Origin of the sequence: Bradyrhizobium canariense (genome assembly GCF_018130465.1) — a bacterium.
Lineage (GTDB): Bacteria > Pseudomonadota > Alphaproteobacteria > Rhizobiales > Xanthobacteraceae > Bradyrhizobium > Bradyrhizobium canariense_C.
In genome coordinates, this window is the sequence record NZ_JAFCKJ010000005.1 from 327,900 (window position 1) to 353,811 (window position 25,912).

A 25,912-nucleotide genomic window follows, 5' to 3' on the forward strand; every position below is an offset into this window, starting at 1 on the left:
GGGGCTGTTCGCCGTGCTGAGCGGAGTGTTTGCGATCATGATCGGCAGCGTGCTGGGCGGCTGTGCGCGCTATTTCATCTCCGGCGCGATCGCGCGGCGGCTAGGCGAGACGTTTCCGTGGGGCACCATGACCATCAACGTCACCGGCGCCTTCCTGATCGGCATTTTTGGCGCATTGGCGACCCATCCCGGCTCGGCCTTCGCCGCGCCCGATCCATGGCTGTTCGCGGTGACCGGCTTTCTTGGCTGCTACACCACGGTGTCCTCGTTCAGCCTGCAAACGCTGACGCTGGCGCGCAACGGCGAGCCGATGCACGCGCTCGGGAATGTCGTGTTCTCGGTCGGGCTGTGCCTCGCGGCCGTCAGTTGCGGCTTCCTCCTCGCGGACACTCTGGGAGGCTAGAGGCAGATGAAGTCCCCCTCCTCTGCCGATCGCTGGCGCACCGCGGTACTCTATGCCTGGGTTGCCGCCGGCAGCATCGTCGGCGGGCTGACGCGCTATCTGGTCGGGCTTGCGCTCGACACCGGCCCCGGCTTCCCCGTCGCGACGCTGTTCATCAATGCCACGGGCTCGCTGATCATCGGCTTCTACGCGACGCTGACCGGGCCCGACGGCCGCGTGCTGGCGCGGCCCGAGCACCGGCAGTTCGTCATGACCGGGTTCTGCGGCGGCTACACGACCTTTTCGACCTTCAGCCTGGAGACCTTCCGCCTGTTCCACGGCGGCACGAAATATACGGCGCTCGCCTATATCGCCGCGTCCGTCATTTGCTGGCTGGTGTCGGTGTGGCTCGGCCATATGATGGCCAGCGGCACCAACCGCTTGACAAGGAGCTGACCATGCAAATCCCCAATCAGGCAGTTTCGCTCAAGATATTCATTGGCGAGAGCGACCATTTCGACGGCAAGCCGCTCTATGAAGCGATCGTGATGACAGCGCGCGAGCGGCATCTGGCCGGCGCCACCGTGCTGCGCGGCCCCATGGGCTTCGGCAAGTCGAGCCGGCTCCACACTTCTAAGATTCTGCGGCTCTCGGAAGACCTGCCGCTGCTGATCGAGATCGTCGACAGCGAGGACCACATCAACGCATTCCTGCCCATCCTGGATGGCATGATGTCGAGCGGCCTGATGACCTTGGAGAAGGTGCAGGTCCTGCAATATGGTGAGAAGGCCGCGCGCTGAGCGCGCCGGCAGGAACCCGAGCCCGCCGTATCCGGGAGGCGGAATGAGCGACACCGTCATCAAGCCGAAAACCAGGACGAAGACCAAGGTCGAGCGGCCGAAGCTGCATAAGGTCATCCTGATCAACGACGACTTTACGCCCCGCGAATTCGTCACGATGATCCTCAAGGCCGAGTTCCGCATGACCGAGGATCAGGCCTACAAGGTGATGATCACCGCCCACAAGCTCGGCGCCTGCGTGGTCGCCGTGTTCACCAAGGACGTCGCAGAGACCAAGGCCACCCGCGCCACCGACGCCGGCCGCACCAAGGGCTATCCGCTGCTGTTCACGACGGAGCCGGAGGAATAGCTTACACGCTTTCCGACCTTGCCCTCCGACTGGCATCGCGGAACTTCGCAGGCGGCTAGCGACATCTAGCCATTGGCCGCTACATCGATGCCGACAAAGGCGCGCTCTTTAGCGTCCGGCTCATAGCCCTCCGCGACGGCTCGTCGCGCGCCGGGAAGCGGTCACATTGACGTGCCTCAAGCAACCGGCGGCGAGAACGAGTCATCCTGAGAACTGGCCACCTACCCTCAGGAGCTTGCCATGCGTGCTTTGACCTTTGCCGCAGCCCTACTCGTCACGACACTCGGGCATGCCGCCTGGGCTCAACCAGCCGCGGAGCATCAGGGGCATCACCCCGACCCGAAGGAGGCGCAGGAGCAGCCCAAGGCGGTCCAGCCGGGTCCGGCCGGCTCTCAGGGCATCAATGGCGGAGGAATGATGGACGGGAAGATGCCCATGATGAACATGGCGAAGATGATGGAGATGATGCGGCAGTCCGGAGACGGGATGGGTGGCATGGAGCTCATCGATCACATCGAGGGTCGGATCGCGTTCCTCCGCACCGAGCTCAAGATCACCGACGCACAGCAGCCCGCCTGGAGCGCGTTCGCCGATGCCCTGCGGACGAACGCCAAGACGTTGGGAGAGATGCGCGGCTCGATGATGTCGCAGCAAGGCCCCGGAGGTCCCGTCCTGATCGAAAGGCTCGCGTTCCAGGAGAAATGGCTCGCAGCGCGCCTCGAAGGCACCCGGGCGATGAAATCGGCGCTCACCAACCTGGTCGCGATGTTTTCCGACGAGCAGAAGAAGACCGCGGACGAGCTGCTCGCGCCGCAGATGGGCATGATGCCGATGATGTCAGCGATGCGGGGCGGAAGCATGATGGGCACGGGAATGCAGACCGGCAAGCCGACGCAATAACCTGCGGTCGCAGGCGGCACGAATGACTTGCCGCCGGCGGTGCCCATTCGAGTAGGTGGCGCGCGCGAACAAAGGCCGGCGAGGCCCCGATTCCAGCCGCCGAATCGGCTGTGCCGAATAATGTATCTATTGGCCGTCAAGAGGCGCATGCTGAGCCATCACCGGCTCGTCACGGCATCCATCGGTGACTGAGAGAGTCTCTGCGCTCCCGCCCTATGCGGAGCGTCCCATGCAAGACACCACCAAGAGAACCATCCCGCTGAGCGATCGCCTTGCCCAATTGGCAACCGAGGCCCGCCGTCGCGCGGAGATAGCCCCGCCCGGGGTTCAGCGGGAATCGCTGCTCAAAGCGGCGCGATTGAGCGAAACGGCTTCGCACATTCATGATTGGCTAAGTTTGCCAAGCCTGAAGGCACCGCGCTAGGCGCGAAGGCAGCATCGGCCTGCCGACGGAGCGGAAACCAACAAGGCAGCAGTGCCGGTTGAGCGTCGGCGCTGAATTGCTGGAAAACCGACCGATGTCGGGGCGCATGATACCCGCATGGTGACGGCGCGCCGCTAGACCAACAATCGCAAAGCACCGGCCGAGCTTGTCGGATGATCCAGGAAGGTGTCGTGCACAGATGTCAACAATTCGAACCTCCTTGCCGAAGGTTCTCGTCGTCGAAGACGAGATGATATTGCGCATGCGCGCGGTCGATATCGTGGAGGATGCAGGCTACTGCCCTGTGGAGGCAGTCAACGCCGACGAAGCACTCTCGATCCTCGAGTCGCGGTCGGACATCTCGCTTCTGTTCAGCGACATCCAGATGCCCGGGACCATGGACGGGTTGAAGCTGGCCCAGGCAGTGCACGATCGCTGGCCTGCCATCAAGATCGTGCTGGTTTCCGGCCACGTAAAGCCGCCTGAAGCCGAAACGCCGGCGAACAGCCGCTTCTTTCGCAAGCCGCTCGCCGTCGGAGAAATGATCTCGCAGTTGCAGGCAATGATCGGGGCGGGCGCGCGAAAGATCCTTCCGAGCACAACGACCGCTTCCGGGGAAAACCTTGAGCTGGCTCGATCGCCGCAGGAATCGGTTCTGGCAGCGGAAAACGACAATTTGCGCCTGTTGCTGGAACAGGCCGATACCGACGCCAAGGTCCTCCTCGCTCAAGCCGGCATCGAAGCCCAGGAGCGCGAGGCTGCCGACAAGTTGCAGAAGCTCATCCTCGGAGAACTGCATCATCGCATCAAGAATACGCTTGCAACGGTGAGCGCAATCGCAGCCCAGAGCTTCCGGGACGCGATCAATCTCGAGCAAGGCCAAAAGGCCATGGATGGGCGCCTGCTGGCGTTGGGGCGTGCCCACGACCTGTTGATCAAGGTCAGCTGGTCAAATGCGAGCCTCACTCACACCCTGAGCGGCGCCACCGATCCTTACGACATTCAGGGGGGCAGACGATTCCATTTCAATGGGCCGGACCTCAGGATCACATCCGGTGCCGTGATAGCGCTCGCGATGACGTTCAACGAGCTCTGCACCAACACGACGAAATTCGGCGCACTGTCCAATTCCTCCGGGCATGTCGAGATCGCATGGACCGTAGACGAGATCGAGCAAAGGCTGCGCCTGACGTGGAGCGAAAGCGGCGGTCCCGTGGTGGTGGCGCCGACACGACGGAGCTACGGCACCCGGATGATCGAGTCACTCGGCCAGCAACTGAACGGGCAGGTGCAGCTGGCCTATGAAGCGTCCGGATTTGTCTATCAGCTGGATGTACCGCTGAAGTCGGTGATGGCGTCCAGCGCTTGAAATTCTTCCGACCGGGGATGGCGGCGGACTTCCGGGGACGACCTCAGGCCATCACCACCGGCGCTTCATCCGCCAGCCCGTAGACGCGCTGCGCCTTGGAAAATCCCGCGATCGGGAATTCGCCGAGCTCGTGCCAGTCGTGGTGGCAGACATTGGCAAAGCCTTCCGAGGCCACGACGGTCCGCCCCAGGCGCCCCGTGATCTTCTCGAGCCTGGCGGCAAGGTTGACGGCGGGGCCGATGCAAGTGAAGTCGAGGCGGTTGCCGCCGCCGATATTGCCGTAGAGGATGTTGCCGACGTGGAGCGCGACGCCGAAGCGGAAGCGCTCGATGACGTCGCCGACCGGAAAGGCGAGCGCCTCGACGCTGGCGCGGGATTCGCGCGCCGCCTCCAGCACGCGCGTGCAGACATGCGCGGCATCACCGACATATTCGTCGATCGGGAACACCGCGAGCAGGCCGTCGCCCATGAATTTCAGCACCTCGCCGCCATGGCCACGGATCGCGGTGACCTGGCAGTCGAAATAATGGTTGAGGATTTCGACCACGGTCTCGGCCGGCAGCCGGTCCGACAGCGCGGTGAAGCCGCGCAGGTCGGAGAGCCAGATCGCAGCCTGCATGGTGTCGTTGTGGCCGCGGCGGATCTGGCCGCCAAGGATGCGCGCGCCGGCACGATTGCCGACATAGGTGTCGAGCAGCATCTCGGCGGTGCGGCGCAGGCTGATGATCTCGGCAACGCGAGCGAGCGGTTTGACGATAGCGTGAATCGCCGCGATGTTTTCATCGCTGAAGCCGCCTGGATGGCGCGTGGTCCAGCTCGTCGCGTGGACCGAGCCGTCGAGAAACCGCATTGGCGTCGCGACGTAGTCGGTTACGCCTTCGGCACGCATGTCATCGAAAAAAGGGAAATGCTTGCTGCCGGGGTCGTCCATGCGTCCCCGCACCTCAAGTCCCTGCTCGAACACGACCCGCAGCGGACTTCTGGCGAATTCCGGCGTCTCCAGGATCTCGAAATCGACCGTGCCGGTCTCGACCCCCTCCCCCTCCCGCCAGATGAAGTTGCGACCGAAAATTTCGGGATGCAGCGTGCGGATGAAGATGCCGAACCGCCACAGCGGCAGACCGGCTACGACCATACGTTCGCAGGCTTCCGCAATCATCTCGGCCGGGGCCTTCGACGCCCAGGCGCCGTCGATCAGCCAGTTGGTGATGCGTTGGAGCTCGGAGCTTTCCATGTCCGCATTTGCAGACGAAGTTGTGGCATCGTCAAGCTGCGCGGTAGGCTGGTGGCGCGACACCAGCGCGCCGCGCTAGCGCCCGACCTGACCGCGGTCGCGCAGGAAATGATCGGCCAGCACGCAGGCCATCATGGCTTCGCCGACGGGGACGGCGCGGATGCCGACGCAGGGATCGTGGCGGCCCTTGGTCATGATCTCGGTGTCGGCGCCGTGGCGATCGACGGTGAGACGCGGCTGCAGGATCGACGAGGTCGGCTTGACCGCGAAACGCACCACCACCGGCTGTCCGGTGGAGATGCCGCCCAGCACGCCGCCGGCGTGGTTGGACAGAAAACGCGTGCCGTCATTGCCGGTGCGCATCTCGTCGGCGTTCTCTTCGCCGGTGAGTTCGGCCGCGCCAAAGCCGGCGCCGATCTCGACGCCCTTCACCGCATTGATGCTCATCATTGCGGCCGCCAGCTCGGCGTCGAGCTTTGCATAGATCGGTGCGCCAAGGCCTGCCGGTACGCCCTCGGCGACGACCTCGATCACAGCGCCGATCGAGGAGCCGCTCTTGCGGATACCGTCGAGATAGGTCTCGAAGAACGCGGCCTTGTCCTTGTCGGGACAGAAGAACGGATTGTTGGCGATCTCGTCCCAGTCCCATTTGTCGCGGTCGATCTTGTGCGGGCCGATCTGCACCAGCGCGCCGCGCACCTTGACCTCGGGCAGCACTTTTCGCGCGATCGCACCGGCGGCGACGCGCATCGCGGTTTCGCGTGCGGATGAGCGGCCGCCGCCACGGTAGTCACGCAAGCCGTATTTGGCTTCATAGGTGAAGTCGGCGTGGCCCGGACGAAACTTGTCCTTGATCTCGGAATAGTCCTTCGAGCGCTGGTCAGTGTTCTCGATCAGGAGCCCGATCGGCGTGCCCGTCGTCACCTGTACGCCGGTCTCCGGATGCGCCATCACGCCGGACAGGATCTTCACCTGGTCCGGCTCCTGGCGCTGAGTCGTGAAGCGCGACTGGCCGGGCCGGCGGCGATCGAGGTCCAGCTGGATGTCGGCCTCGACGAGCGGGATCATGGGCGGGCAGCCGTCGACCACGCAGCCGATCGCCACCCCATGGCTCTCGCCGAAGGTCGTGACGCGGAACATGTGGCCGAAGGTGTTGAAGGACATCGCTGCTCGCTGGCTGATAAGTCAGTGCTGACTTAGCTCGCCCTGAAATATGGGTCAAATATGCCCACGGTCGTCATGGCCGGGCTTGTCGGCGGAGGACGGGGCGACACCGGCCTAACTAAACTTCTCCAGCCGCCCGTCGCGGAACACGTAGACGGCGCCCTGCTCGATATAGAGTTCGGCGGCGCTCGCCGGCGTCTCCAGGCCGAGTGAAACCATCAGGGCCCGGCAGGTGCCGCCGTGGGCGACCGCGACGGTGTCGGTCCGGAGCTGGTCGTACCAGGCGCGCACGCGGACCTGCACATCGGCGTAGGTCTCCCCGCCCGCGGGGCCCACCGTCCATTTGTCGGCGAGGCGCCTGGCGTAGATTTCGGGGTCGGTCGCCTCGCTCTCGGCCAGCGTCAGCCCCTCCCAGGTGCCATAGCCGATCTCGCGCAGGCGGTCGTCGAGCGCGTAGTCCGTCACCGGCAGCTCGAGCCTGCCGCGCGCCAGTTCCATGGTCATGCGGGCGCGGCCAAGCGGGCTCGACACGTAGGGTAACCCGGCCTTGTCGCGGCCGTCGCGCTTGAACAGATCGGCGAGAATGCCGCCGGCCTGCACGGCCTGACCGCGACCGCGCGCATTCAGCGGAATGTCCTTGGTGCCCTGAAGCCTCCCGAGCGCATTCCACTCGGTCTCGCCGTGGCGCAGATAATAGATCGTGGGCACGGGCATTCCAGATTCAGAAACTAGTCCTTCCCACCGAACGAAATGTCCGGTGCGTCCGGGCGCTTCATGCCGAGCACGTGATAGCCGGAATCGACGTGGTGCACCTCGCCGGTGACGCCGCGCGAGAGGTCGGACAGGAAATACAGCGCGCTGCCGCCGACGTCTTCAGTGGTCACGTTGCGCCGCATCGGTGCGTTGGCCTCGTTCCACTTCAGGATATATCTGAAATCGCCGATGCCGGACGCCGCGAGCGTCTTGATCGGCCCCGCCGAGATCGCGTTGACGCGGATGTTCTTCTCGCCGAGATCGGCGGCGAGATAACGCACGCTCGCTTCGAGCGCCGCTTTCGCGACGCCCATGACGTTGTAGTGCGGCATCCACTTCTCGGCGCCGTAATAGCTGAGCGTGATGAGCGAGCCGCCGTCGGTCATCAGCTTCTCGGCGCGCTGCGCCACAGCCGTGAACGAATAGCAGGAGATCAGCAAGGACTTCGAAAAATTCTCCTGCGTGGTGTCGACGTAGCGGCCGTCGAGCTGCTCGCCATAGGCGATCGCATGAACCAGGAAATCGATCTTGCCCCACTTCTCCTTCAGCACCGCGAAGGCCGCATCAATGGTCGCAGCATCGGTGACGTCGCAATGGCCGAGCACGAGCCCGCCGATCTCGGCGGCGAGCGGCTCGACGCGCTTCTTCAGCGCATCGCCCTGATAGGTGAAGGCGAGCTCGGCACCCGCGGCATGGCATGCCTTGGCAATGCCCCAGGCGATCGAGCGGTTGTTGGCAACGCCGAGAATGACCCCGCGCTTGCCCTGCATCAGACCTGAATTCTGCGCCATTTTCCTAACGTCCCGTCGAGCTCTCGGTAAGGTTTGGAGGTACACCAGCCCTCCGTTGCGGTACAGTCCTAATACGCGGCGTTAACGCTGTTTCGAGCGCCGGAATAGCCGTTCCGCTCGGGTGTTATCATCGTTGTGGCGCTCGCGCCGAACATCAGGACGTCAAGACCGCAATGAGTGCGTTTCGCCAGAGTGTGGAAGCCATGATCCCGGCGTTGCGCCGCTACGCCCGCGCGCTCACGCGAGAGGCGGATGCGGCCGACGATCTGGTGCAGGATACGTTGGTGCGGGCGCTGCGTTCGGAGCGCCTGTTCCTCGGGGGCGACGTCAGGAGCTGGCTCTATACGATCCTGACCAACCTCAACAAGAACCGGCGGCGCTCGCTGGCACGGCGCCCGCAATTCATGCAGCTGACGGAGAACAACCCGGATGCCAGCGGGACCGAAGCCGAAGGGCGCGATATCGAGAGGGCGCTGGCGACGCTCGTCGAGGAGCAACGCTCGGTGCTGCTCCTCGTGATGCTGGAGGGCATGAGCTATCGCGAGGTCGCCGACATCCAGGGTGTGCCGATCGGCACCGTGATGTCGCGCCTGGCACGCGCCCGCGCCCACGTTAAAGCCTCGCTGGAGGGTGAGCGCCCGGCGCTCAGGCGGGTGAAATGATGGCAGGGTTGATGCATCGCGCCCGTCGTTTCCACTGCATGGCGTGGGAAGCGGCGCAGTTGAACCACGAAGAACATTTTGGGCCGCAGAGCCAGAGACGACCGATATGAACGACCGCAAGATCCCAGTGACCGAGGACGAACTGCACGCCTATGTCGACGGCGAGCTGCCGGCCGAGCGCCGCGCCGACGTCGAGGCCTGGCTTGCCGCGCAGCCTGAGGATGGCGAGCGCGTGCAGTCCTGGCGCGCCATGGCCGAGATGCTGCACGCCCGCTACGATTCCGTCGCCCAGGAGCCGGTGCCGGCGCGGCTGGAGCTCGAGCGGCTCGAGCGCCGCCCGCGGCACTGGCTCTATGGCGCCGCCGCGGCGGTGCTGGTTGCCTTCGTCGCCGGCGGCACCGCTGGCTGGCTGGCGCATGGCGCCGCCAATGCCCCCTCCACCTTCCAAAACTTCACGACGGACGCGCTCGACGCCCACCGCCTCTATGTCGTCGAGGTTCGCCACCCCGTCGAGGTCGGCGGCAACGAGCGCGACCACCTCCAGGCCTGGTTGACCAGGCGCTGCGGCTGGACCGTGTTTGCTCCGAACCTGGAGACGAGTGGACTAAAGCTCGTCGGCGGCCGGCTCTTGCCCGGGCCGAACGGCCCGGCGTCGTTCCTGATGTATGAGGGCGCCTCGGGCGAGCGGTACACGATCTACACCGCCAAGACCGAGAACGGCGCGACGCAGATGCGCTACGCCAGGACGGACAAGGACGGGGCGCTGTTCTGGGCCGAGCGCGGCGTCGGCTACGTCGTCAGCGGTGGCGGCGACCGGGACCGGCTGACCAAAGTGGCGCAAGCGGTCTACGACCAGGCAGAGAAAAACGGCACCTAGACACCACGCAAGCGCGGTGCCTCGATTCCGACATTGAAAATTTGGAATGAAGACATCGGCGCGTCTCATTATCGCACCGGATGATCACGCGAAAATGAGCAGCGTTCGATCCGCCGATCGACGCGGGCGGCCTCGATTGGGGTTTTTGGTACCGCGCTGGTCCCCCTCTCGAGGCCGCACCTTTTTATCGGCTGCCCCGCCGGACAGCCGACACGTCGAGCACGTGAGCCAAGAAGGGCTACCACGCCTCAGGCATATGATGAGCATCATCTCGATGGATGACGCTCTCAGTCTTTAGGAGAACCCCTTCAGCTGCCGATCTCGCCTTAAAGCGCGATGGATCGCGCTTTAGCTCTTGTTTGCGCATGATCTTTTCGGAAAACCGCTACACACTTTTCCGGATCATGCGTTAGCCAAGCCCGCTACGTGGATTGTAGGGGTGTTGGTCCCGCCACTTCTCCATCAATGCTTCAAGCTCGGCGTCGTTCCCGTCCGGTAGCATAATCCTGATGGTGACGAAGAGATCCCCGGTTCCGCCAGCTTTTGGCAATCCTTTGCCCTTGAGGCGGAAGGTCCGGCCGCTGGAGGTGTTTTTCGGGACCGAAAGCTCCACGGCATTGCCGAGGGTGGGCACGCGGACCTTGCCGCCAAGCACCGCCTCATAAAGCGTGACCGGCAGGTCGATCCTGAGATCGGCGCCCTCGATCTTGAAAAAAGAGTGCGGTGCAACGGTGATCGTGATCAGGAGATCGCCGGGTGGATGGCCCTGCGCGGTCTCGCCCTGCCCCTTCAGCCGGATCTGCTGGCCGCTGACGACGCCGACCGGAATCTTGACGTTGAGTTCCTTGCCTGTCGGCAGCCGGACGCGCTTCTCCCCGCCCTGCACCGACTCTTCCAGCGAGACAGTCATGGCGACGTTCAGGTCGAGATCAACCCCGATCCCGCCGGTGTCGAATTCGAACTGCCCGGCGCCGCCGGCCCCGGGCCGCGGACGCTGTCCACCGCCGAACATGCTGTTGAGGATATCCTCGAACGCGCCGCCACCCTGACCAGGGCCTGCGCCGCCACCGCGGAACGTATAGCTCTCGAACCCGCCAGGACCGGCGCGACCGCGCGGCCCGCCGCCGCCCGGAAAACCCTGAAAGCGCGGCTTGCCGTCGGCGTCGATCTCGCCGCGGTCGAACTGCTTGCGCTTGTCCTCGTCGCCGATGATCTCGTTCGCCGAATTGATCTCGGAGAATCGCTCGGCGGCCTTCGGGTCGTCCTTGTTGCTGTCGGGATGATGCTTCTTGGCAAGCTTGCGATAGGCGCTCTTGATCGCGGCAGCGTTGGCGCTCCGCGGCACCCCCAAGACCTCATAGGGGTCGCGCATCCGTCACGTCTCCTTCAAGAAATTGAATTGTTCAAAGGGCTCCCCGCCCCACCTGAGCCTCATGTGGGGGGTGAGTGGCATTTTTGCAACTAGCCTGGTGAAGCGATTCCTAGCTCCGCCACGGCTTTAGCGTATGAATCTCCCAACTGCCACGGGTGCTTTGGCAGCCGGCGCCCTGGAGCCAGCTTTCGGTGCTGCCGTTGACGTAGCTCGCCAGGAAGTCGCGGCACTTGCGGCCGTCCTCGGCGGCATAGGATTGCGCGATCGGCGTGACCGAACCGCGCGCCCCGGTTTCCGGATTCTCCCAATGCTGGCTGGAATCCTTGTCGTTCTTGCTGAGGACGTCGGAGGCGGCGTTGCGGGCGAAGGCGAGATCGGTCTCGGTCGGGGCCGACGCCTTGGCCTGCATTGCGATCGAGCCGGTGAGGTCGTTGTCGTCGGCCTTGGCGTAGGCACTCTTGTCATTCCGGGAAAAGCTGCAACCGCCGGTGCCGAGCCCGATCAGAATGATCGTCATGACGACGCCGGACGGCCGGATCGCGGATAGGCCAACGCGTCCCCATACCCTATATAGGGCGGTAGCGGACAACAACGCGTTTTGGACCGCGGGACGCAACTCGGACTCCAGACATGACCGACACGACCTCGATGAAACACCAGACACCCTTAACATCCGGTGATTTCACCGCCGCCGACGAGCCTTTTGCGCTGTTCGAGGCCTGGCTGAACGAGGCGATCAAGAGCGAGCCGAACGATCCGAACGCCATGGCGCTCGCAACCGTCGATCCCGACGGCCTGCCGGATGTGCGCATGGTGCTGATGAAGGGCTTCGATACCGAGGGTTTCGTCTTCTACAGCCACATCGCCAGCCAGAAGGGCCGCGAACTCGCCGCAAATCCTAAGGCGGCGTTACTTTTTCACTGGAAGTCGCTGCGCCGTCAGGTCCGCATCCGCGGCAACGTGACGCCGGTGACCGAGGCCGAGGCCGACGCCTATTTCGCCACCCGCCCGAAGCAGGCGCAGATCGGCGCCTGGGCGAGCAAGCAGTCGCAAGAGCTCGAGAGCCGCTTCGCCTTCGAGCAGGCGATCGCCAAGGTCGCCGCCAAGCACATCATCGGCGAGGTGCCGCGTCCGCCGGGCTGGAGCGGCTGGCGTATCACGCCGTCGCGTATCGAGTTCTGGCACGACCGCCCATTCCGCCTGCACGACCGCATCGAATTTCGCCGTGACGCGGCCGGCCAGAAATGGTCCAAGACGCGGATGTATCCCTAGTATTTTGTTTGAGCATGATCTGTTCGGAAAACCGCTGCACACTTTGCGCTAACGCAGCCCTCCGGGTCCGGATCATGCTCCAACCTGAAAGACCTTCATGCCGCAGTCTTCCAACGCGCCGCGCCGCACGCTGCTCCTGACCGGAGCCAGCCGCGGCATCGGCCACGCGACCGTCATCCGATTTTCCTCGGCCGGCTGGCGCGTCATCACCTGCTCGCGGCATCCGTTCCCGGAGGATTGTCCCTGGGATGCGGGCCCCGAGGACCATATCCAGGTCGACCTCGCCACCCCCGCCGATACCACGCGCGCGATCTCCGACATCCGCGACCGCCTCGAAGGCGGTATGCTGCATGCGCTCGTCAACAATGCCGCGATCTCGCCGAAGGGGCCCGGCGGCTCCAGGCTCGGCTCGATCGACACCGACCTCGACACCTGGACGCACGTGTTCAACGTCAACTTCTTCGCTCCGATCATGATGGCGCGCGGGCTGATCGAGGAACTGAAGACGGCCAAGGGATCGGTGGTCAACGTCACCTCGATCGCGGGCTCGCGCGTGCATCCCTTCGCGGGCGCCGCCTACGCCACCTCGAAGGCCGCGCTGGCATCCCTGACGCGCGAGATGGCCTCCGACTTCGGCCGCGTCGGCGTGCGCGTCAACGCGATCGCGCCGGGCGAGATCGACACCGCGATCCTGTCGCCGGGCACCGAGAAGATCGTCGACCAGCAGATCCCGATGCACCGGCTCGGCACGCCCGACGAGGTCGCCAAGATCATCTACGTGCTGTGCACGGACACCTCGTCCTACGTCAACGGCGCCGAGATCCACATCAACGGCGGCCAGCACGTGTAGGCTACCTCGTCATTGCGAGCGCAAGCGAAGCAATCCAGACCGCCTCGATGGAGACAGTCTGGATTGCTTCGTCGCGAGAGCTCCTCGCAATGACGATGTTGGAAACAACGCCGGGGAAGCAAGGCGATCCAGACAACGCCGCCGCAAGACCTGGATCGCCCTTGGCTTCCGTTCCTCAATCGAGTCGAATCCGACGTGACCTCTCGCGTGGCTGCGGAGCGGCCGTGCTGATTGCAGTCGAGCAGTCGTCGTCGTTCTCGCCGTCGAGCAGCGGAGCACCACAGTGCCGGCACATGCGTGCCGACATCGACGACGCCTTGCCGCTCGCCAGGACCTGACGATAGTTCGCCAGATCGATGACGTTGCGGGGCGACGTTATGTGTTTTTCAACCATGGCTGTTCCTCGCGGCTAACACTCTGCTTATCGCAGACAAGTTTCGCGCAAACGTTCAGCCCACCGCTCAAATTTTACCGGAGGAATTGGGGCGGCGAGCACACATCGCCGTGCGGCCGCAATCCCGCTCTATTCTGCGACACCCGACGCCGTGTCTCTGCGTCCGGCGTAAGGTCTCGGTAGCTATTACAGCCACTTCTTCCACTTGAAGATCCAGTACGGAACGATCGCCGCGATCAGCATCAGCACCAGCGCGAACGGATAGCCGTGCGCCCATTCGAGTTCCGGCATCGCCTTGAAGTTCATGCCGTAGATCGAGGCGATCAGCGTCGGCGGCATCAGGACAACGGCCATGACCGAAAACAGCTTGATGATGTTGTTCTGCTCGAGATTGACGACGCCGAGCATGGCGTCGAGCACGAAGGTGATCTTGCTGGAGAGATAGGAGGCGTGGTCGGTCAGCGAGACGACGTCGCGCTGCATGGTCTTGAGCTGCTCGCGCATGTCCTTCGACCATTTCACGCCTTCCACCACCGCCGAGAGGAAGGCGACGACACGGCCGATCGAGACCAGACTCTCGCGAACCTTCGAGGTCAGATCGCCCTTGCGGCCGATCGAGATCAGGATCTGGGAATATTGCTTGGCGTGGCCATGGCGCTCGCTCTCTGGCTCGAAGATGTCGTGGGAGACCTGGTCGATGTCGGCGCCGCATTTCTCCAGAATGTCGGCGCAGCGATCGATCACCGCGTCGAGAAGTTCCACCAGCACCATCTCCCCGGTGATCGTGGGCGCGCACGAACGGGCCAGCTTGGCCTCGACCAGAGCGAACGGCTTCGGCAGGTCGTAACGCACCGTCACCAGACGGTGGTCGCCCAGAATGAAGGTCACCGCCGTGGTCCGGGGCATGTCGGTATCGGAGTGGCACATCAGCGTCGCAGTCATGTAGCGCGCGCTGTTTTCGATATAGAGGCGGCTGGAGATCTCGATCTCCTGCATGTCTTCCCGGGTCGGAATGGCGATGCCCGCCAGCCGCTCAACCGCCTTGTCCTCGGCCGCGGTCGGGGTGACCAGGTCGATCCAGACCGCGTTCTCCGGCAACGCCGCAAGATCCTCGACCACGGCCTTCTTGAGGGCGCCCTCGGAGGGAACGAACACAGAAAACATGCACAACTCCAGCAGGGGCCTGCGACAGACTGACAGCCCTTAGCGCGATTCTGACAAGTTCAAGATGACAAGCACATTAACGGAGCGTTTGCATTTGTGGCGGCGCCGTGGCTCAACTGTGGCACGGAATCGACACATTCGCCCACCATTGCCCAGAAACCGTCTCTGGCCCGCAAAACTTGCGGCAGAAAAGCCACAGGTAAGGTCTTGCAGCGCGGGAAAAGCTTCGAAACGCTGGAATTGTGGCAGATTTCAACGATAATGGAGCCAACGGAATCGTGGAATTTGGGCTTGCTCAAGCCCCACGAAAGCTTGTTGTTGTCGATTGGAACCAAATCATGTCGTCGCTGAAAGTTACGCTGGGTATTTTGGCCGCTGGCCTGATGCTGTCGGGCTGCATGCAGGCCACGCATTTTGAAGCGACCGACACCAAGGCCTTCAAGCCGAAGGACAAGGAACTCCTTGCCAAGGTTCGGTACGAGAACACCCCGGTCGCAGAGCCGTTCCGCCGCGCCATCGTCGACTATCACCGCAAGGAATCGCCGGGCTCGATCGTGGTCGATTCCGACAACCATTACCTTTACTGGGTGATGGATGGCGGCAAGGCGATCCGCTACGGCATCACCGTCGGCGAAGAGGCCATGGCCTGGTCCGGCATCGCCAAGGTCGGCAGCATGACCGAATGGCCGGCCTGGCATCCGACCCCCGGCGAGATTTCGCGCCTGGGCGTGCCCACCTTCGTCGCGCCCGGTCCGGACAATCCGATGGGCTCCCGCGCGATGTATCTCTATTCGGGCGGCAAGGACACGCTGTTCCGCATTCACGGCACCAATCAGCCGGAATACATCGGCGCATCGATCTCGTCGGGCTGCATCCGCCTGACCAACGAGGACGCGATCGATCTCTATGGCCGCGTCAAGGTCGGCACCATCGTCGTGGTGCTCGAGCCGAAGCATGGCGATTCGCCCTACAATTCTCGCCTCGCACTCGGCGGCAGCCAAACCGGCCAGGCGGGCAGCTACTGATCCCCTCCTGATCGCTCTGAGATTCAAAAGCGCCGGTTTCACCGGCGCTTTTTTGTTACCGGCTTGTGCGGCTGGGCTTTGTTGCCGTCGGCCGCCGGTTTGTCCGCAGGTGAAGAGGGTTTCTGCGCCGCCTCGTCATCCGCCCCCTCCTTTGCCTCAGGTTTGGCCGCGACCTCACGCGGCGGCGCCTCCTCGGGCCGTTCCGCCGGCAGGAGCGGGGCAACCTGCGGCAGCGGATCCCAGACGTTCCACTGGCAGATCCGGTAGTCGTTGCGCCGCTGCGCCAGGTCGAGATGGATATGGTCTTCGTGGTACCAATCCGAGCCGGGGCCGAGCACGGTGGAAAAGCGCGAGCAGACCGAATGCAACACGCGCTCGCGCACGTCGCGCGACATGGAGCGGTCGGTCAGGGCGATCGACTGCCCGTTGACCAGCTTGATGGCGCGGACATCGAGCGCGTTGGCCTTGCCGTGCTCGGACAGCATGGCGCCGACAACGCGGTTGCGGCCGCGGCACTCGAAGCTGTCGAAATTGTCGAGATCGCTGATGGTCGAGCCGAGGCTCGCGGCCAGCGGCACCACGTCCTTGCGCACCCAATCGGCGATTGCGGACGCCATGGTGCAGCGGAGGATCGCCGCCGGCTTGACCGCCACCTTGCGCTTGTCCGGCAGCACGATGGCTTCGAGCCGCACCAGATCCTCACCACCGCAGGCGCCAGGGCCGCGGATGTCCGGGATCGAGGGCGCGATGGCGATCTCCTCGGTCAGCGCGAGGCGGCACGCCGAGGCCTGCTTCTCGGGCGGCGGCGCGGCCTCGGCGGGCTTGTTGGCGCCGGGTTTGTCCGCGGAAGGCTTGTCGGGAGAAGGCTTTTCCGCGGAAGGCTTTTCCGCGGAAGGCTTTTCCGCGGAAGACTTGCCGTCGGTCTCCGGAGGGGCCTCGTCCGATGCTTTGGGGGCCTCCCCGGGGCGTGGCCTCGGGAGCGGTATCTTGCCAGAGACCTTGGCAGGATGAACCGTCGCGCGCGGCCGTGGTGCAGCAATACCAAAGATATCCAGCGGGGACGCATATTTGCGTGCCTCGGCCCGATCCGCGAGCACGAGCGGCAGCCCGAGCGCGACGGTAACCATTGCCGCGCCGACGGACATATAGCCGCGACAAGACCATTTGCGGCGAAAGGCCGGCAGGCTAAAACTCATGACAATTCTTTGGCCCAACGCTGAGAGCGACAATCCGCCCAGCGGCTTCTCGGAGGAACGTCGGAATGCTTGGTTTGATGCAAGACTGGCCCCTGCTCTGCCACCGGATCATCGAACACGCCGCCAGGATTCATGGCAAGCAGGAGGTGGTCACGCGCTCGGTCGAGGGACCGATCCATCGCACCAACTATGCCGAGATCCACAAGCGCGCGCTCAAGGTCTCGCAGATGCTGGAACGCGACGGCATCAAGCTCGGCGACCGTGTCGCAACGATCGCCTGGAACACCTGGCGCCATCTCGAGGTCTGGTACGGCATCATGGGGATCGGCGCCATCTGCCATACCGTCAATCCCCGCCTTTTCCCCGAGCAGATCGCCTGGATCATCAACCATGCGCAGGACCGCATCGTGATGACCGACATCACTTTCATTCCGGTCCTGGAGAAGATCGCCGACAAGCTGACAAGCGTGGAACGCTACGTCGTGCTCACCGACAAGGCGCACATGCCGCAGACGACGCTGAAGAACGTGGTCGCCTACGAGGACTGGATTGCGGAGGCTGACGGCGAATTTAAATGGAAGGACTTTGACGAGAACACGGCGGCCGCGATGTGCTACACGTCCGGCACCACCGGCGACCCCAAGGGTGTGCTGTATTCGCATCGCTCCAACGTGCTGCATGCGCTGATGGCGAACAATGTCGATGCGCTCGGCACCAGCGCCTCCGAGACCATGCTGCCCGTGGTGCCGCTCTTCCACGCCAACAGCTGGGGCATCGCCTTCTCAGCGCCCTCGCAGGGCACCAAGCTCGTCATGCCCGGCGCCAAGCTCGACGGCGCCTCGGTCTATGAGCTGCTCTCGACCGAGAGGGTGACGCATACCGCAGGCGTGCCCACGGTGTGGCTGATGCTGCTCCAGCACATGGCCGCCAACAATCTGAAGCTGCCGGACCTGAAGATGGTGATCTGCGGCGGCTCGGCGATGCCGCGCTCGATGATCAAGGCCTTCCTCGACATGGGTTCGAACGTCCGCCACGCCTGGGGCATGACCGAGATGAGCCCGATCGGCAGCGTCGCGGCGCTGAAGCCGCCGTTCCAGAATGCGACCGGCGAGGCGCGGCTCGACGTGCTCCAGATGCAGGGCTACGCGCCATTCGCCGTCGAGATGAAGATCACCGACGATGCGGGCAAGGAACTGCCGTGGGACGGCACGACCTTCGGCCGTCTCAAAGTCTCCGGCCCCGCCGTCGCCAAGGCCTATTTCCGCATCGACGCCAACATCCTCGACGAGGACGGCTTCTTCGACACCGGCGACGTCGCGACCATCGACGAGGCCGGCTACATGCGGATCACCGACCGCTCCAAGGACGTGATCAAGTCCGGCGGCGAGTGGATCTCCTCGATCGACCTGGAAAACCTCGCAGTCGGCCATCCCGCGGTGGCGGAAGCCGCCGTGATCGGCGTCTTCCATCCCAAATGGGACGAGCGTCCGCTGCTGATCGTGCAGCTGAAGCAGGGCCAGCAGGCCAGCCGCGAGGACATCCTGAAGTTCATGGACGGCAAGATCGCCAAATGGTGGATGCCCGACGACGTTGCCTTCGTCGACGGCATCCCGCATACGGCGACGGGCAAGATCCTGAAGACCGCGCTGCGCGACCAGTTCAAGGAATACCGCTTCCCGAACGCGGCTGCGTAGGCTCCGACCTCCGTCATGCCCGGGGCGAAAGCGCGAAGCGCGTCTTCGCGGCAGATGTCCCGGGCATCCACGTCTTGGCGGCAAGCTTGGCGGCAAGAAAGGCGTGGATGGCCGGGGCAAGCCCGGCCATGACGATGCGACGGTATGCGGAACCCTTGAATTTGGCCCCCGGCCGTGGTCTCAACGGCCATAGTCGTGCCAAATCGGCCGGCACCGCCCCCAAGACCCCGGCAGAGCTCACCCGATGGCCCGCAGGTTTTCCGCTCCCTACCAGTCGGAGCCCGTGTCCAGCCTCGCAAGCTGGGCGCGGAATCTGGCCGTGTTCGCAGTGGTGGCGGTGGTGGTCTCGATCATCATCCTCCGGTTCGGCTTCCTAGAGATGAAGCCGGCACTGGCGACCTTCTTCGGCGGGCTCGGGATCGCCGCGCTCTCGATCCTGTTCGGGCTCGCCGGGTTTGCCGCGATCTGGCAGAACGGCTCGCGCGGCATGGCGCGCATCCTGCTCGCCTTCCTGATCGACGGCGCGATTCTCGCCTATCCCGCCTATCTCGGCCTGCAATACCGCAAGCTGCCGGCGATCCACGACATCACCACCGACCCGATCGACCCGCCGCGCTTCGATGCACTGGCCCGCCTGCGCACCGGCGATGGCGCCAATACCGCTGTGTATGCCGGCCTCTATTCGGCCGAGCAGCAGCGTCACTTTTATCCTGATATCGAGCCGATCGAACTCGAGATTTCGGCCGACCGCGCTTATGCGATCGCGCTTCAGCTCGTCAACAAGCGCAAATGGCTGGTCATCGACGAGCGCGCGCCGCAGCCACCGCGCCGCATCGGCCGCATCGAGGCGGTGGCGCGCTCGCCAATCATGGGGTTCCGCGAGGACATCGCGATCCGCGTCGTGCCCGACGGCGACGATTCCCGCGTCGATATCCGCTCCGCCTCGCGCTATTTCGAGAGCGACCTCGGCAGCAACGCCGCGCGCGTGAAGAAATTCATCGACGATCTCAACACCGCCGCCGATGCCGACGCACTCAAGCCAGTGAAGAAGACGCCGGTGGCGCCGCCCAAGGCGCCGGCGAAAACGGTGAAGAAATAGCGGTACGCTAGGCGTTCGCCATCCGATACGTCCCGCCAATCACGGGATCGCCGTCCGTTGCCACGACGCCGCGGGCGACCAGGTCTTCCAGATGCGCCAGCACGGAGTAGCCCGCCGCAGTGGTGAGCCTCGGATCGATGCCGATATAGATCGCCCGAACCATGGTCGGGATGTCGGTCTCGCCCTTGGCGAGGCGGTGCAGGATGGAGGCCTCGCGCGCCTTGCGGTGACGGATCAGGAAGCGCACGAAGCGCGGACCGTCCGGAATTTCGGGACCGTGGCCGGAGAAATACACATCCTCCTCGCGCGCGGCGAGACGATCCAGCGATTCCATGTAGTCGATCATCGAGCCGTCGGGCGGCGCCACGATCGAGGTCGACCAGCCCATCACGTGATCGCCGACGAAGTTGAACTTTCGCTCGGGCCAGGCGAACGCGAGGTGATTGGCGGTATGGCCGGGTGTCGCCACGGCTTCGAGCCGCCAGCCGTCTCCTTCGACGACGTCGCCATGGGCGATCCTGATATCGGGCGCGAAGTCGCGGTCGGCGCCGGATTCCGGGTTGTGCTTCTCGCTCTCGAAACGCGGACGCGAGGCGCGGTGCGGGCCCTCGGCATAAACAGGCGCGCCGGTCGCTTGCTTGATCCGCGCGGTGTTCGGCGAATGGTCGCGGTGGGTGTGGGTTACGAAGATATGGCTCACCGTCTCGCCGCTGACAGCATCAAGCAGCGCCGCCGCATGCGCTTGGTCGTCCGGACCGGGATCGATGATCGCGACGTTGCCTCGGCCCACGATGTAGCTGACCGTGCCGGTGAAAGTGAACGGGCTCGGATTGTTACAGAGCACGCGCCGCACGCCGGGGCGGACTTCCTCGACGATGCCGGGCTTCAGCGGAAAGTTGCGGTTGAACGGGACGTCGTCGTTGTCGGACATGGGACTTCCTGTGCACTGCAGCCCCAACCCTCGCCGTCATACCCCGCGAAGGCGGGGTATCCAGTACGCCGTGGCGCCGGTGGCGAAGGCGAGGTCTCTGGGATACTGGATCGTCCGCCCCAGTGCGCAATTGCGCACAAGGCGGACGATGACAGCTGAGCAAAACAACGGCCACGGAATACGTGCCTAGAAAAACGCCTGAATGCCCGTGATCGCACGGCCCAGGATCAGCGCGTGGACGTCGTGGGTGCCCTCGTAGGTGTTGACGGTCTCGAGGTTATGGACGTGGCGCATCACGTGATACTCGATCGAGATGCCGTTGCCGCCGTGCATGTCGCGCGCGACGCGGGCGATGTCGAGCGCCTTGCCGCAATTGTTGCGCTTCATGATCGAGATCATCTCGGGCGCGAACTTGCCCTCGTCCATCAGGCGGCCGACGCGAAGCGAGCCCTGAAGGCCCAGCGCGATCTCGGTCTCCATGTCCGCGAGCTTCTTCTGCACGAGCTGGGTCGCAGCGAGCGGCTTGCCGAACTGCTTGCGGTCGAGCGTGTACTGGCGGGCGCGGTGCATGCAGTCCTCGGCCGCGCCGAGCACGCCCCAGGAAATGCCGTAGCGGGCGCGGTTGAGGCAGCCGAACGGGCCCTTCAGCCCGGAGACGTTGGGCAGCAGCGCGTCCTCCGGAACCACGACGCCGTCCATCACGACCTCGCCGGTGATGGAGGCGCGAAGCGACAGCTTGCCGCCGATCTTCGGTGCCGACAGGCCTTTCATCCCCTTCTCCAGCACGAAGCCGCGGATCTGGTTGTCGTGCGCGGCCGACTTGGCCCAGACCACGAACACGTCGGCGATCGGCGCGTTCGAGATCCACATCTTGCTGCCGGTCAGGCGATAGCCGTCCGAAACCTTCTCGGCGCGGGTCTTCATGCCGGCCGGATCGGAGCCGGCGTCAGGCTCGGTCAGCCCGAAGCAGCCGACCCACTCGCCGCTGGCGAGCTTCGGCAGGTACTTCTTGCGCTGGTTCTCGTCGCCATAGGCGTAGATCGGATACATCACCAGCGAGGACTGCACCGAGTTCATCGAACGGTAGCCGGAATCGACCCGTTCGATTTCGCGCGCGACGAGACCGTAGGCGACATAGCCTGCATTGGCGCAGCCATATTCCTCCGGCAGCGTGATGCCGATCAGGCCGAGCTCGCCCATCTCGTTGAAGATCTCGCGATCCGTCTTCTCCTCGAGATAGGCCTTGGCGACGCGCGGCATAAGCTTGTCCTGGGCGTAGGCCCGCGCGGTGTCGCGCACCATGCGCTCGTCTTCGGTGAGCTGCTCGTCGAGCAGGAACGGATCGTCCCACTGGAAAGCAGCCGAAGTCGGCTTGTCCTTGGCCTGAGGGCGCGCGGTCATGAAACGTCCTTTCGTCTGGTTCCGTCAAAATTTGCCCGACAAAGTAAAGCGCCGCGGCAACAAGTGCAATTGCGTTGCAGATGTATGGGTCTGCGTGAATCCCGGGGACCCGCGAGGCGCACCTCGGGGGATGCGCATCGCGCACCCCCGGATGACAGCGCTAGCTTTCGAGCTGCTCGTTGGCGACGATCTCGATGCCGAAGCCCGAAAGGCCCTTGTAGTCGTGCACCGAGGAGGTGAGGTGCCGGATCGAGGTGACGCCGAGATCGCGCAGGATCTGTGCACCGACGCCGACTTCGCGCCACTGGCGGTTGCGGTCAGCCTCGGTCGCGCTCTCATCGGGCAGCGGCGCCACGGGGACACCAGCCGCGCCGTCGCGCAGATAGACCAGAACGCCACGGCCGGATTTCTTGAAGTGCTCGAGCACCGCCGCCATGCGCTTGTGGCCTGTGAAGATGTCCTTGACGATGTTCGGCTTGTGGAAGCGTGTCAGGACGTTCTTGCCGTCGCCGACGCCGTTGTAGACGAAGGCGACGTGGGCGATGGAATCGAACGGCGAGCGGTAGGCATAGCCCTGAAGCGGACCGATCGGGCTCTCGGTGACGAAGGTCGAGACCCGCTCGATCAGCTTCTCGCGCACCTGGCGATAGGCGATCATGTCGGCGATGGTGACGTGCTTGAGCTTGTGCTGGGCGGCGAAGCGGGCGACCTGCTCGCCCTTCATCACGCTGCCGTCGTCGTTCATCAACTCGCTGATGACGCCGACCGGCGGGAGGCCGGAGAGCTTGCACAGATCGACCGCGGCCTCGGTATGGCCGGAGCGCAGCAGCACGCCGCCGTCCTTGGCGATCAGCGGAAAGATGTGGCCGGGACGGGCGAAGTCGTTGGCGCCGGCGTTGGGATTGGACAGCGCGCGGCAGCACGAGGCGCGCTCCTCGGCCGAGATGCCGGTGCCGCCGTCGGGCTTGTAGTCGATCGAGACCGTGAATGCGGTGGTGTGCGCGGAATCGTTGTGGGCCACCATCGGATCGAGCCGCAGGCGGCGCGCATCCTCGGTGGTGATCGGCGCGCAAACGATGCCGGAGGTGTGGCGGATGATGAAGGCCATCTTCTCGGCGGTGCAGAACGAGGCGGCGACGATCAGATCGCCCTCGCCCTCGCGGTCTTCGTCGTCGGTGACGACCACGAGCTCACCCCGGGCAAAGGCCTGCAAGACTTCCTGGACGTTATCCGGCATTTCCCAATCTCTATCGGTTATGGCCCGGAGGCTTAGCCGGACTTGGGCCGGGGCGCTAGTGTCCCCAGCGCAACCACATATGCCGGACCGCAGCCCTGCCCGGGGGGCGGCGGCTTGCGCCGGGCATACCGGGGATATGGGCGCGGAGAAGCCCGGTGAGAAGCCGGCCCGCCGCGGTCAGGGCAGCACTTCGCGCCGCTCGCCGAGCCGCTGATCGATCTCGGCGCGCTTGTCGGCCAACAGGCCGGCTTGGGCGGCCTCGATCACCGTGAACAACTCATGGGCGTCGCTGAGCCGGGTCACGGTGACATAGCTGGCGCCAGCCGCGTAGAGTTCGCCCACATCCGACAACAGATCGGCCGTGGCAACGATCATGGCGGTCGGGTTGAGGGTGCGGACGTGGCGGACCAGCTTCTCGTTGCTGGCACCCTTCAGAAGCGCATCCGGTACGCTGAGGATGATCATCTCGGACTTGCCGACGCCGGCATGGAGCAGCGTGTCGGCGCTGCTGATATCGCCATAGATCACGTGCAGGCCGCGCGAAAGCAGCGTCTGGTACACATTGGGGTTGAAGTCGATCACGGTGATCTGCTCGAGCAGCACCGGTGCCTGCCGTTCGATCTCGGCCAGCAGCGCGCTCGCCGCACGGAAAAAGCCGAGGATGACGATGCGGCGGGCCTCGCCATGGCCTTCGTGCCCTTCCTCTCCTTGGCCATTGCCGTGATCAAGATCGCGCAGGCCGATCCGCTTCAGGGGGCCGATCGCCCAGCGGGTGATCTCGTCGCTGCGGGTCATCACGAAGGTCGAGAGCACCGCCAGCACCACGAAGGCGAAGGAGGCCGCATTCGCCGTCTCGGCTGCGATGTGGTGGTCGGCGACGCCGGTCTGGATCACCACCAGCGAGAACTCGGAGATCTGCGCGAGATTCAAGGCCGGCAACAGGCTGGCGCGCAGGCCCTGCTTCATCAGATAGAGCGGGGCGAAGGTGGTGACGAGGCGGCTCACCACCGTGAACGCCGCGATCATCAGGGCAAGCCCGATCACGGAGAGGCCGGGCACGGGAATGGTCATGCCGAGCGCGACGAAGAACAGCGTGATGAAGAAATCCCGCAGCGTGGTGACCTTGGCCGTGACGTCGAGCGCGTAGGGAAAGGTCGAGAGCGAGACGCCGGCGATCAGGGCGCCCATCTCGCGCGACAGCGACAGCCGCTCGGCGGTCTCGGCGACCAGGAAGCACCAGGCGAGCGCGCCGAGCAGGATCAGCTCGGGGCGGCGGGCGATCTGGTGAAACAGGCGCGGCAGCACGTAGCGGCTGACGAGCAGCGCGGCCGCAACCAGCACCGCGACGCGCCCGATCGAGAGCAGGATGACGCTGATTTCCAGATTGGCAAGGCTCGGCTGCACCGCCAGGAACAGGATCGCGAAGATGTCCTGGAGCACCAGCACGCCGAGGGTGATGCGGCCGGGCAGCGTGTCGAGCTCGCGCTTCTCGTAGAGCACCTTGACGATGATGACGGTGCTCGACAGCGCGCAGGCGACGCAGAGATAGACCGCATCGAACTGCCCGCCGCCGAGCGACAGGCCGATTCCGACGAAGAACAGCACCCCGAGCAGGCAGCCGCCGAGGAGCTGGCCGCCCGCCGCAAACAGGATGACCTTTCCCGCCCGCACGATCTTCTTCAGGTCGATCTCCAGGCCGATCATGAACAGCATGAAGATCAGGCCGAGCTCGGAGATGACGCTGATCGATTCCTGCGACTTGACCCAGCCGGCGCCAAATGGACCTATGCAGAAACCGGCGATAAGATAGGCCAGGATCAGCGGTTGCCTGGAGAAGTGGGCAAGCAGGCCCAGCATCCAGGCAAACAGGATACAGAGAGTGATGTCGCGAATGAGCTCGTGCATGCCAGATTGGTCCGTTTTGCCGCACCCTAGTGATCGAGTGCGGCGCGGCAAGCGAGCAATTCGTCACATGCGGATGGGGCTCGCCATTGCAATGCTGCTATGCCCCCTCGCCTCCTCCGTGCCCGCGGCCGCTCAACCCAAGGTCAACATCGAACAAAGCTTTGCCGATTCCCTCACCGCACTGCCGAAAGACGAACTGGCCGTCTCCGGCGGATTCTACGTGCCCGCCTATTCCAGCGTGGCGATGAGCCAGGGCAAGCTGCGCGTCGACTTCTCGGTGACCTTGAGCGTGCACAACGCCTCCGAGACGCAAGCACTGGTGGTCAAACGCATCGGCTATTTCGACACCGCAGGCAAGCAGGTCGAGAGCTATCTGAAGGCACCGGTCGCGCTGAAGCCGCTCGCCACCATCTCGATCTTCGTTCCGACCGACGACGTGCGCGGCGGGACCGGAGCCAATTTCCTGGTTGATTGGGCCGCAACAAGCGAGATCGCCGAGCCTGCCGTCGAGGCCTTGATGGTTGGCGGCGTCGCCAATGCGCATTACGCTTTCATCAGCCAGGGCCGTCCGACCCGGACAATCGGCAAGAAATAAGGCCGTCTGTCCCGCCGGACGCGGGCAAAAAGAAATAGGCTGGCCGGCGCAACGCCGGCGGGCTCAACAAGA

The 25,912-nt window shown here is 64.4% G+C and carries 27 protein-coding genes; 15 read left to right on the top strand and 12 right to left on the bottom strand.

The genetic code is table 11. The features are described 5' to 3' along the window. The first annotated feature begins 4 nt into the window (after positions 1-4). The 7 genes from crcB (JQ591_RS17120) (at position 5) to JQ591_RS17150 (ending at position 4,224) form a co-directional block, all read left to right on the top strand. The gene (gene crcB / locus JQ591_RS17120; protein ID WP_283817780.1) at positions 5-403 is read left to right on the top strand and encodes a fluoride efflux transporter CrcB; all 399 of its coding nucleotides are present in this window, start codon (positions 5-7) and stop codon (positions 401-403) included. Between the two features lie 6 nt (positions 404-409). Continuing rightward, a complete protein-coding gene (crcB, locus tag JQ591_RS17125; protein ID WP_211397180.1) occupies positions 410-838 on the top strand; it encodes a fluoride efflux transporter CrcB in 429 nt (142 codons plus the stop codon). 2 nt (positions 839-840) lie between these two features. Then, positions 841-1,182, top strand: a complete 342-nt coding sequence (locus JQ591_RS17130; RefSeq protein WP_211397181.1) for a DUF190 domain-containing protein — start codon at positions 841-843, stop codon at positions 1,180-1,182. A gap of 43 nt (positions 1,183-1,225) precedes the next feature. Further along, a complete protein-coding gene (clpS, locus tag JQ591_RS17135) occupies positions 1,226-1,531 on the top strand; it encodes an ATP-dependent Clp protease adapter ClpS (protein WP_211397182.1) in 306 nt (101 codons plus the stop codon). A gap of 240 nt (positions 1,532-1,771) precedes the next feature. Further along, positions 1,772-2,431: a Spy/CpxP family protein refolding chaperone gene (locus tag JQ591_RS17140; RefSeq protein ID WP_211397183.1), complete on the top strand. Its 660-nt coding sequence runs from the start codon at positions 1,772-1,774 to the stop codon at positions 2,429-2,431. Between the two features lie 229 nt (positions 2,432-2,660). Beyond that, positions 2,661-2,855, top strand: coding sequence for a hypothetical protein (locus tag JQ591_RS17145; RefSeq protein WP_211397184.1), 195 nt, complete (start codon positions 2,661-2,663; stop codon positions 2,853-2,855). Positions 2,856-3,054: 199 nt separating this feature from the next. Further along, positions 3,055-4,224, top strand: a complete 1,170-nt coding sequence (locus JQ591_RS17150; RefSeq protein ID WP_211397185.1) for an HWE histidine kinase domain-containing protein — start codon at positions 3,055-3,057, stop codon at positions 4,222-4,224. 43 nt (positions 4,225-4,267) lie between these two features. On the opposite strand, the gene JQ591_RS17155 is transcribed toward JQ591_RS17150, so the two are convergent. The 4 genes from JQ591_RS17155 to fabI form a co-directional block, all read right to left on the bottom strand. Next, the gene (locus JQ591_RS17155) at positions 4,268-5,458 is read right to left on the bottom strand and encodes an adenylate/guanylate cyclase domain-containing protein (RefSeq protein WP_211397186.1); all 1,191 of its coding nucleotides are present in this window, start codon (positions 5,456-5,458) and stop codon (positions 4,268-4,270) included. A 75-nt stretch (positions 5,459-5,533) separates the two neighbouring features. After that, the gene (gene aroC / locus JQ591_RS17160) at positions 5,534-6,622 is read right to left on the bottom strand and encodes a chorismate synthase (RefSeq protein WP_211397187.1); all 1,089 of its coding nucleotides are present in this window, start codon (positions 6,620-6,622) and stop codon (positions 5,534-5,536) included. Between the two features lie 114 nt (positions 6,623-6,736). Beyond that, positions 6,737-7,336, bottom strand: a complete 600-nt coding sequence (locus JQ591_RS17165; protein WP_211397188.1) for a histidine phosphatase family protein — start codon at positions 7,334-7,336, stop codon at positions 6,737-6,739. Positions 7,337-7,350: 14 nt separating this feature from the next. Beyond that, positions 7,351-8,166, bottom strand: a complete 816-nt coding sequence (gene fabI / locus JQ591_RS17170) for an enoyl-ACP reductase FabI (RefSeq protein ID WP_211397189.1) — start codon at positions 8,164-8,166, stop codon at positions 7,351-7,353. Between the two features lie 173 nt (positions 8,167-8,339). On the opposite strand from fabI, the gene JQ591_RS17175 reads away from it, so the two are divergent. Next, positions 8,340-8,828 carry a sigma-70 family RNA polymerase sigma factor gene (locus JQ591_RS17175; RefSeq protein WP_007594679.1) on the top strand — a complete coding sequence of 163 codons (489 nt, stop codon included), beginning with the start codon at positions 8,340-8,342 and terminating at the stop codon, positions 8,826-8,828. Between the two features lie 106 nt (positions 8,829-8,934). Continuing rightward, positions 8,935-9,705: an anti-sigma factor family protein gene (locus JQ591_RS17180; RefSeq protein WP_211397190.1), complete on the top strand. Its 771-nt coding sequence runs from the start codon at positions 8,935-8,937 to the stop codon at positions 9,703-9,705. A gap of 409 nt (positions 9,706-10,114) precedes the next feature. Here the strand turns inward: JQ591_RS17180 and JQ591_RS17185 are convergent, their stop codons facing one another. Next, the gene (locus JQ591_RS17185; RefSeq protein ID WP_211397191.1) at positions 10,115-11,077 is read right to left on the bottom strand and encodes a DnaJ C-terminal domain-containing protein; all 963 of its coding nucleotides are present in this window, start codon (positions 11,075-11,077) and stop codon (positions 10,115-10,117) included. Positions 11,078-11,186: 109 nt separating this feature from the next. Next, positions 11,187-11,594 (bottom strand): RT0821/Lpp0805 family surface protein, encoded by a 408-nt coding sequence (locus tag JQ591_RS17190; protein ID WP_211397192.1) that lies wholly within the window; start codon positions 11,592-11,594, stop codon positions 11,187-11,189. Positions 11,595-11,707: 113 nt separating this feature from the next. On the opposite strand from JQ591_RS17190, the gene pdxH reads away from it, so the two are divergent. After that, on the top strand, positions 11,708-12,349 hold the full coding sequence (gene pdxH, locus JQ591_RS17195) for a pyridoxamine 5'-phosphate oxidase (RefSeq protein ID WP_211397193.1): 642 nt from the start codon (positions 11,708-11,710) through the stop codon (positions 12,347-12,349). 97 nt (positions 12,350-12,446) lie between these two features. Beyond that, a complete protein-coding gene (locus JQ591_RS17200) occupies positions 12,447-13,199 on the top strand; it encodes an SDR family NAD(P)-dependent oxidoreductase (RefSeq protein ID WP_211397194.1) in 753 nt (250 codons plus the stop codon). Between the two features lie 580 nt (positions 13,200-13,779). Here JQ591_RS17200 and JQ591_RS17205 read toward each other — a convergent pair. After that, a complete protein-coding gene (locus tag JQ591_RS17205; protein WP_211397195.1) occupies positions 13,780-14,757 on the bottom strand; it encodes a magnesium transporter CorA family protein in 978 nt (325 codons plus the stop codon). Positions 14,758-15,095: 338 nt separating this feature from the next. Here JQ591_RS17205 and JQ591_RS17210 point away from each other — a divergent pair, with 338 nt between their 5' ends. Continuing rightward, positions 15,096-15,782, top strand: coding sequence for a L,D-transpeptidase (locus tag JQ591_RS17210; protein WP_211397196.1), 687 nt, complete (start codon positions 15,096-15,098; stop codon positions 15,780-15,782). A gap of 38 nt (positions 15,783-15,820) precedes the next feature. Here JQ591_RS17210 and JQ591_RS17215 read toward each other — a convergent pair whose 3' ends face one another. Then, positions 15,821-16,978: an extensin family protein gene (locus tag JQ591_RS17215; RefSeq protein ID WP_211397197.1), complete on the bottom strand. Its 1,158-nt coding sequence runs from the start codon at positions 16,976-16,978 to the stop codon at positions 15,821-15,823. A 65-nt stretch (positions 16,979-17,043) separates the two neighbouring features. Between JQ591_RS17215 and JQ591_RS17220 the strand changes: the two genes are divergently transcribed. Beyond that, entirely contained in the window at positions 17,044-18,672 is a 1,629-nt protein-coding gene (locus tag JQ591_RS17220) for a fatty-acid--CoA ligase (protein WP_211397198.1), read from the top strand. Positions 18,673-18,916: 244 nt separating this feature from the next. After that, a complete protein-coding gene (locus tag JQ591_RS17225; RefSeq protein WP_211397199.1) occupies positions 18,917-19,771 on the top strand; it encodes a DUF1499 domain-containing protein in 855 nt (284 codons plus the stop codon). 7 nt (positions 19,772-19,778) lie between these two features. On the opposite strand, the gene JQ591_RS17230 is transcribed toward JQ591_RS17225, so the two are convergent. The 4 genes from JQ591_RS17230 to JQ591_RS17245 all read right to left on the bottom strand — a co-directional run bounded on the left by JQ591_RS17230 (position 19,779) and on the right by JQ591_RS17245 (position 25,245). After that, positions 19,779-20,702 carry an MBL fold metallo-hydrolase gene (locus JQ591_RS17230; protein ID WP_211397200.1) on the bottom strand — a complete coding sequence of 308 codons (924 nt, stop codon included), beginning with the start codon at positions 20,700-20,702 and terminating at the stop codon, positions 19,779-19,781. 186 nt (positions 20,703-20,888) lie between these two features. Then, positions 20,889-22,103 (bottom strand): acyl-CoA dehydrogenase, encoded by a 1,215-nt coding sequence (locus tag JQ591_RS17235; RefSeq protein ID WP_211397201.1) that lies wholly within the window; start codon positions 22,101-22,103, stop codon positions 20,889-20,891. 160 nt (positions 22,104-22,263) lie between these two features. Next, positions 22,264-23,340 carry a 3,4-dihydroxy-2-butanone-4-phosphate synthase gene (ribB, locus tag JQ591_RS17240; RefSeq protein ID WP_211397202.1) on the bottom strand — a complete coding sequence of 359 codons (1,077 nt, stop codon included), beginning with the start codon at positions 23,338-23,340 and terminating at the stop codon, positions 22,264-22,266. A gap of 177 nt (positions 23,341-23,517) precedes the next feature. Further along, positions 23,518-25,245 (bottom strand): cation:proton antiporter, encoded by a 1,728-nt coding sequence (locus JQ591_RS17245; protein WP_211397203.1) that lies wholly within the window; start codon positions 25,243-25,245, stop codon positions 23,518-23,520. Between the two features lie 67 nt (positions 25,246-25,312). Here JQ591_RS17245 and JQ591_RS17250 point away from each other — a divergent pair, with 67 nt between their 5' ends. After that, positions 25,313-25,840, top strand: a complete 528-nt coding sequence (locus JQ591_RS17250) for a DUF3124 domain-containing protein (RefSeq protein WP_211397204.1) — start codon at positions 25,313-25,315, stop codon at positions 25,838-25,840. The last annotated feature ends 72 nt before the right edge of the window (positions 25,841-25,912 follow it).

What these genes read in the sequence shown, in the direction of transcription:
- JQ591_RS17180 (WP_211397190.1), top strand. Translation starts at nt 8,935, where the DNA reads ATGAACGACCGCAAGATCCCAGTGACCGAGGACGAACTGCACGCCTAT.
- pdxH (WP_211397193.1), top strand. Translation starts at nt 11,708, where the DNA reads ATGACCGACACGACCTCGATGAAACACCAGACACCCTTAACATCCGGT.
- JQ591_RS17250 (WP_211397204.1), top strand. Translation starts at nt 25,313, where the DNA reads ATGCGGATGGGGCTCGCCATTGCAATGCTGCTATGCCCCCTCGCCTCC.
- JQ591_RS17215 (WP_211397197.1), bottom strand. Translation starts at nt 16,978, where the DNA reads ATGAGTTTTAGCCTGCCGGCCTTTCGCCGCAAATGGTCTTGTCGCGGC.
- ribB (WP_211397202.1), bottom strand. Translation starts at nt 23,340, where the DNA reads ATGCCGGATAACGTCCAGGAAGTCTTGCAGGCCTTTGCCCGGGGTGAG.
- JQ591_RS17245 (WP_211397203.1), bottom strand. Translation starts at nt 25,245, where the DNA reads ATGCACGAGCTCATTCGCGACATCACTCTCTGTATCCTGTTTGCCTGG.
- JQ591_RS17175 (WP_007594679.1), top strand. Translation starts at nt 8,340, where the DNA reads ATGAGTGCGTTTCGCCAGAGTGTGGAAGCCATGATCCCGGCGTTGCGC.
- JQ591_RS17155 (WP_211397186.1), bottom strand. Translation starts at nt 5,458, where the DNA reads ATGGAAAGCTCCGAGCTCCAACGCATCACCAACTGGCTGATCGACGGC.
- JQ591_RS17130 (WP_211397181.1), top strand. Translation starts at nt 841, where the DNA reads ATGCAAATCCCCAATCAGGCAGTTTCGCTCAAGATATTCATTGGCGAG.
- JQ591_RS17150 (WP_211397185.1), top strand. Translation starts at nt 3,055, where the DNA reads ATGTCAACAATTCGAACCTCCTTGCCGAAGGTTCTCGTCGTCGAAGAC.
- crcB (WP_211397180.1), top strand. Translation starts at nt 410, where the DNA reads ATGAAGTCCCCCTCCTCTGCCGATCGCTGGCGCACCGCGGTACTCTAT.
- JQ591_RS17205 (WP_211397195.1), bottom strand. Translation starts at nt 14,757, where the DNA reads ATGTTTTCTGTGTTCGTTCCCTCCGAGGGCGCCCTCAAGAAGGCCGTG.
- JQ591_RS17230 (WP_211397200.1), bottom strand. Translation starts at nt 20,702, where the DNA reads ATGTCCGACAACGACGACGTCCCGTTCAACCGCAACTTTCCGCTGAAG.
- JQ591_RS17145 (WP_211397184.1), top strand. Translation starts at nt 2,661, where the DNA reads ATGCAAGACACCACCAAGAGAACCATCCCGCTGAGCGATCGCCTTGCC.
- JQ591_RS17200 (WP_211397194.1), top strand. Translation starts at nt 12,447, where the DNA reads ATGCCGCAGTCTTCCAACGCGCCGCGCCGCACGCTGCTCCTGACCGGA.
- JQ591_RS17210 (WP_211397196.1), top strand. Translation starts at nt 15,096, where the DNA reads ATGTCGTCGCTGAAAGTTACGCTGGGTATTTTGGCCGCTGGCCTGATG.
- JQ591_RS17235 (WP_211397201.1), bottom strand. Translation starts at nt 22,103, where the DNA reads ATGACCGCGCGCCCTCAGGCCAAGGACAAGCCGACTTCGGCTGCTTTC.
- JQ591_RS17140 (WP_211397183.1), top strand. Translation starts at nt 1,772, where the DNA reads ATGCGTGCTTTGACCTTTGCCGCAGCCCTACTCGTCACGACACTCGGG.
- clpS (WP_211397182.1), top strand. Translation starts at nt 1,226, where the DNA reads ATGAGCGACACCGTCATCAAGCCGAAAACCAGGACGAAGACCAAGGTC.
- aroC (WP_211397187.1), bottom strand. Translation starts at nt 6,622, where the DNA reads ATGTCCTTCAACACCTTCGGCCACATGTTCCGCGTCACGACCTTCGGC.
- JQ591_RS17165 (WP_211397188.1), bottom strand. Translation starts at nt 7,336, where the DNA reads ATGCCCGTGCCCACGATCTATTATCTGCGCCACGGCGAGACCGAGTGG.
- JQ591_RS17190 (WP_211397192.1), bottom strand. Translation starts at nt 11,594, where the DNA reads ATGACGATCATTCTGATCGGGCTCGGCACCGGCGGTTGCAGCTTTTCC.
- fabI (WP_211397189.1), bottom strand. Translation starts at nt 8,166, where the DNA reads ATGGCGCAGAATTCAGGTCTGATGCAGGGCAAGCGCGGGGTCATTCTC.
- JQ591_RS17220 (WP_211397198.1), top strand. Translation starts at nt 17,044, where the DNA reads ATGCTTGGTTTGATGCAAGACTGGCCCCTGCTCTGCCACCGGATCATC.
- JQ591_RS17185 (WP_211397191.1), bottom strand. Translation starts at nt 11,077, where the DNA reads ATGCGCGACCCCTATGAGGTCTTGGGGGTGCCGCGGAGCGCCAACGCT.
- JQ591_RS17225 (WP_211397199.1), top strand. Translation starts at nt 18,917, where the DNA reads ATGGCCCGCAGGTTTTCCGCTCCCTACCAGTCGGAGCCCGTGTCCAGC.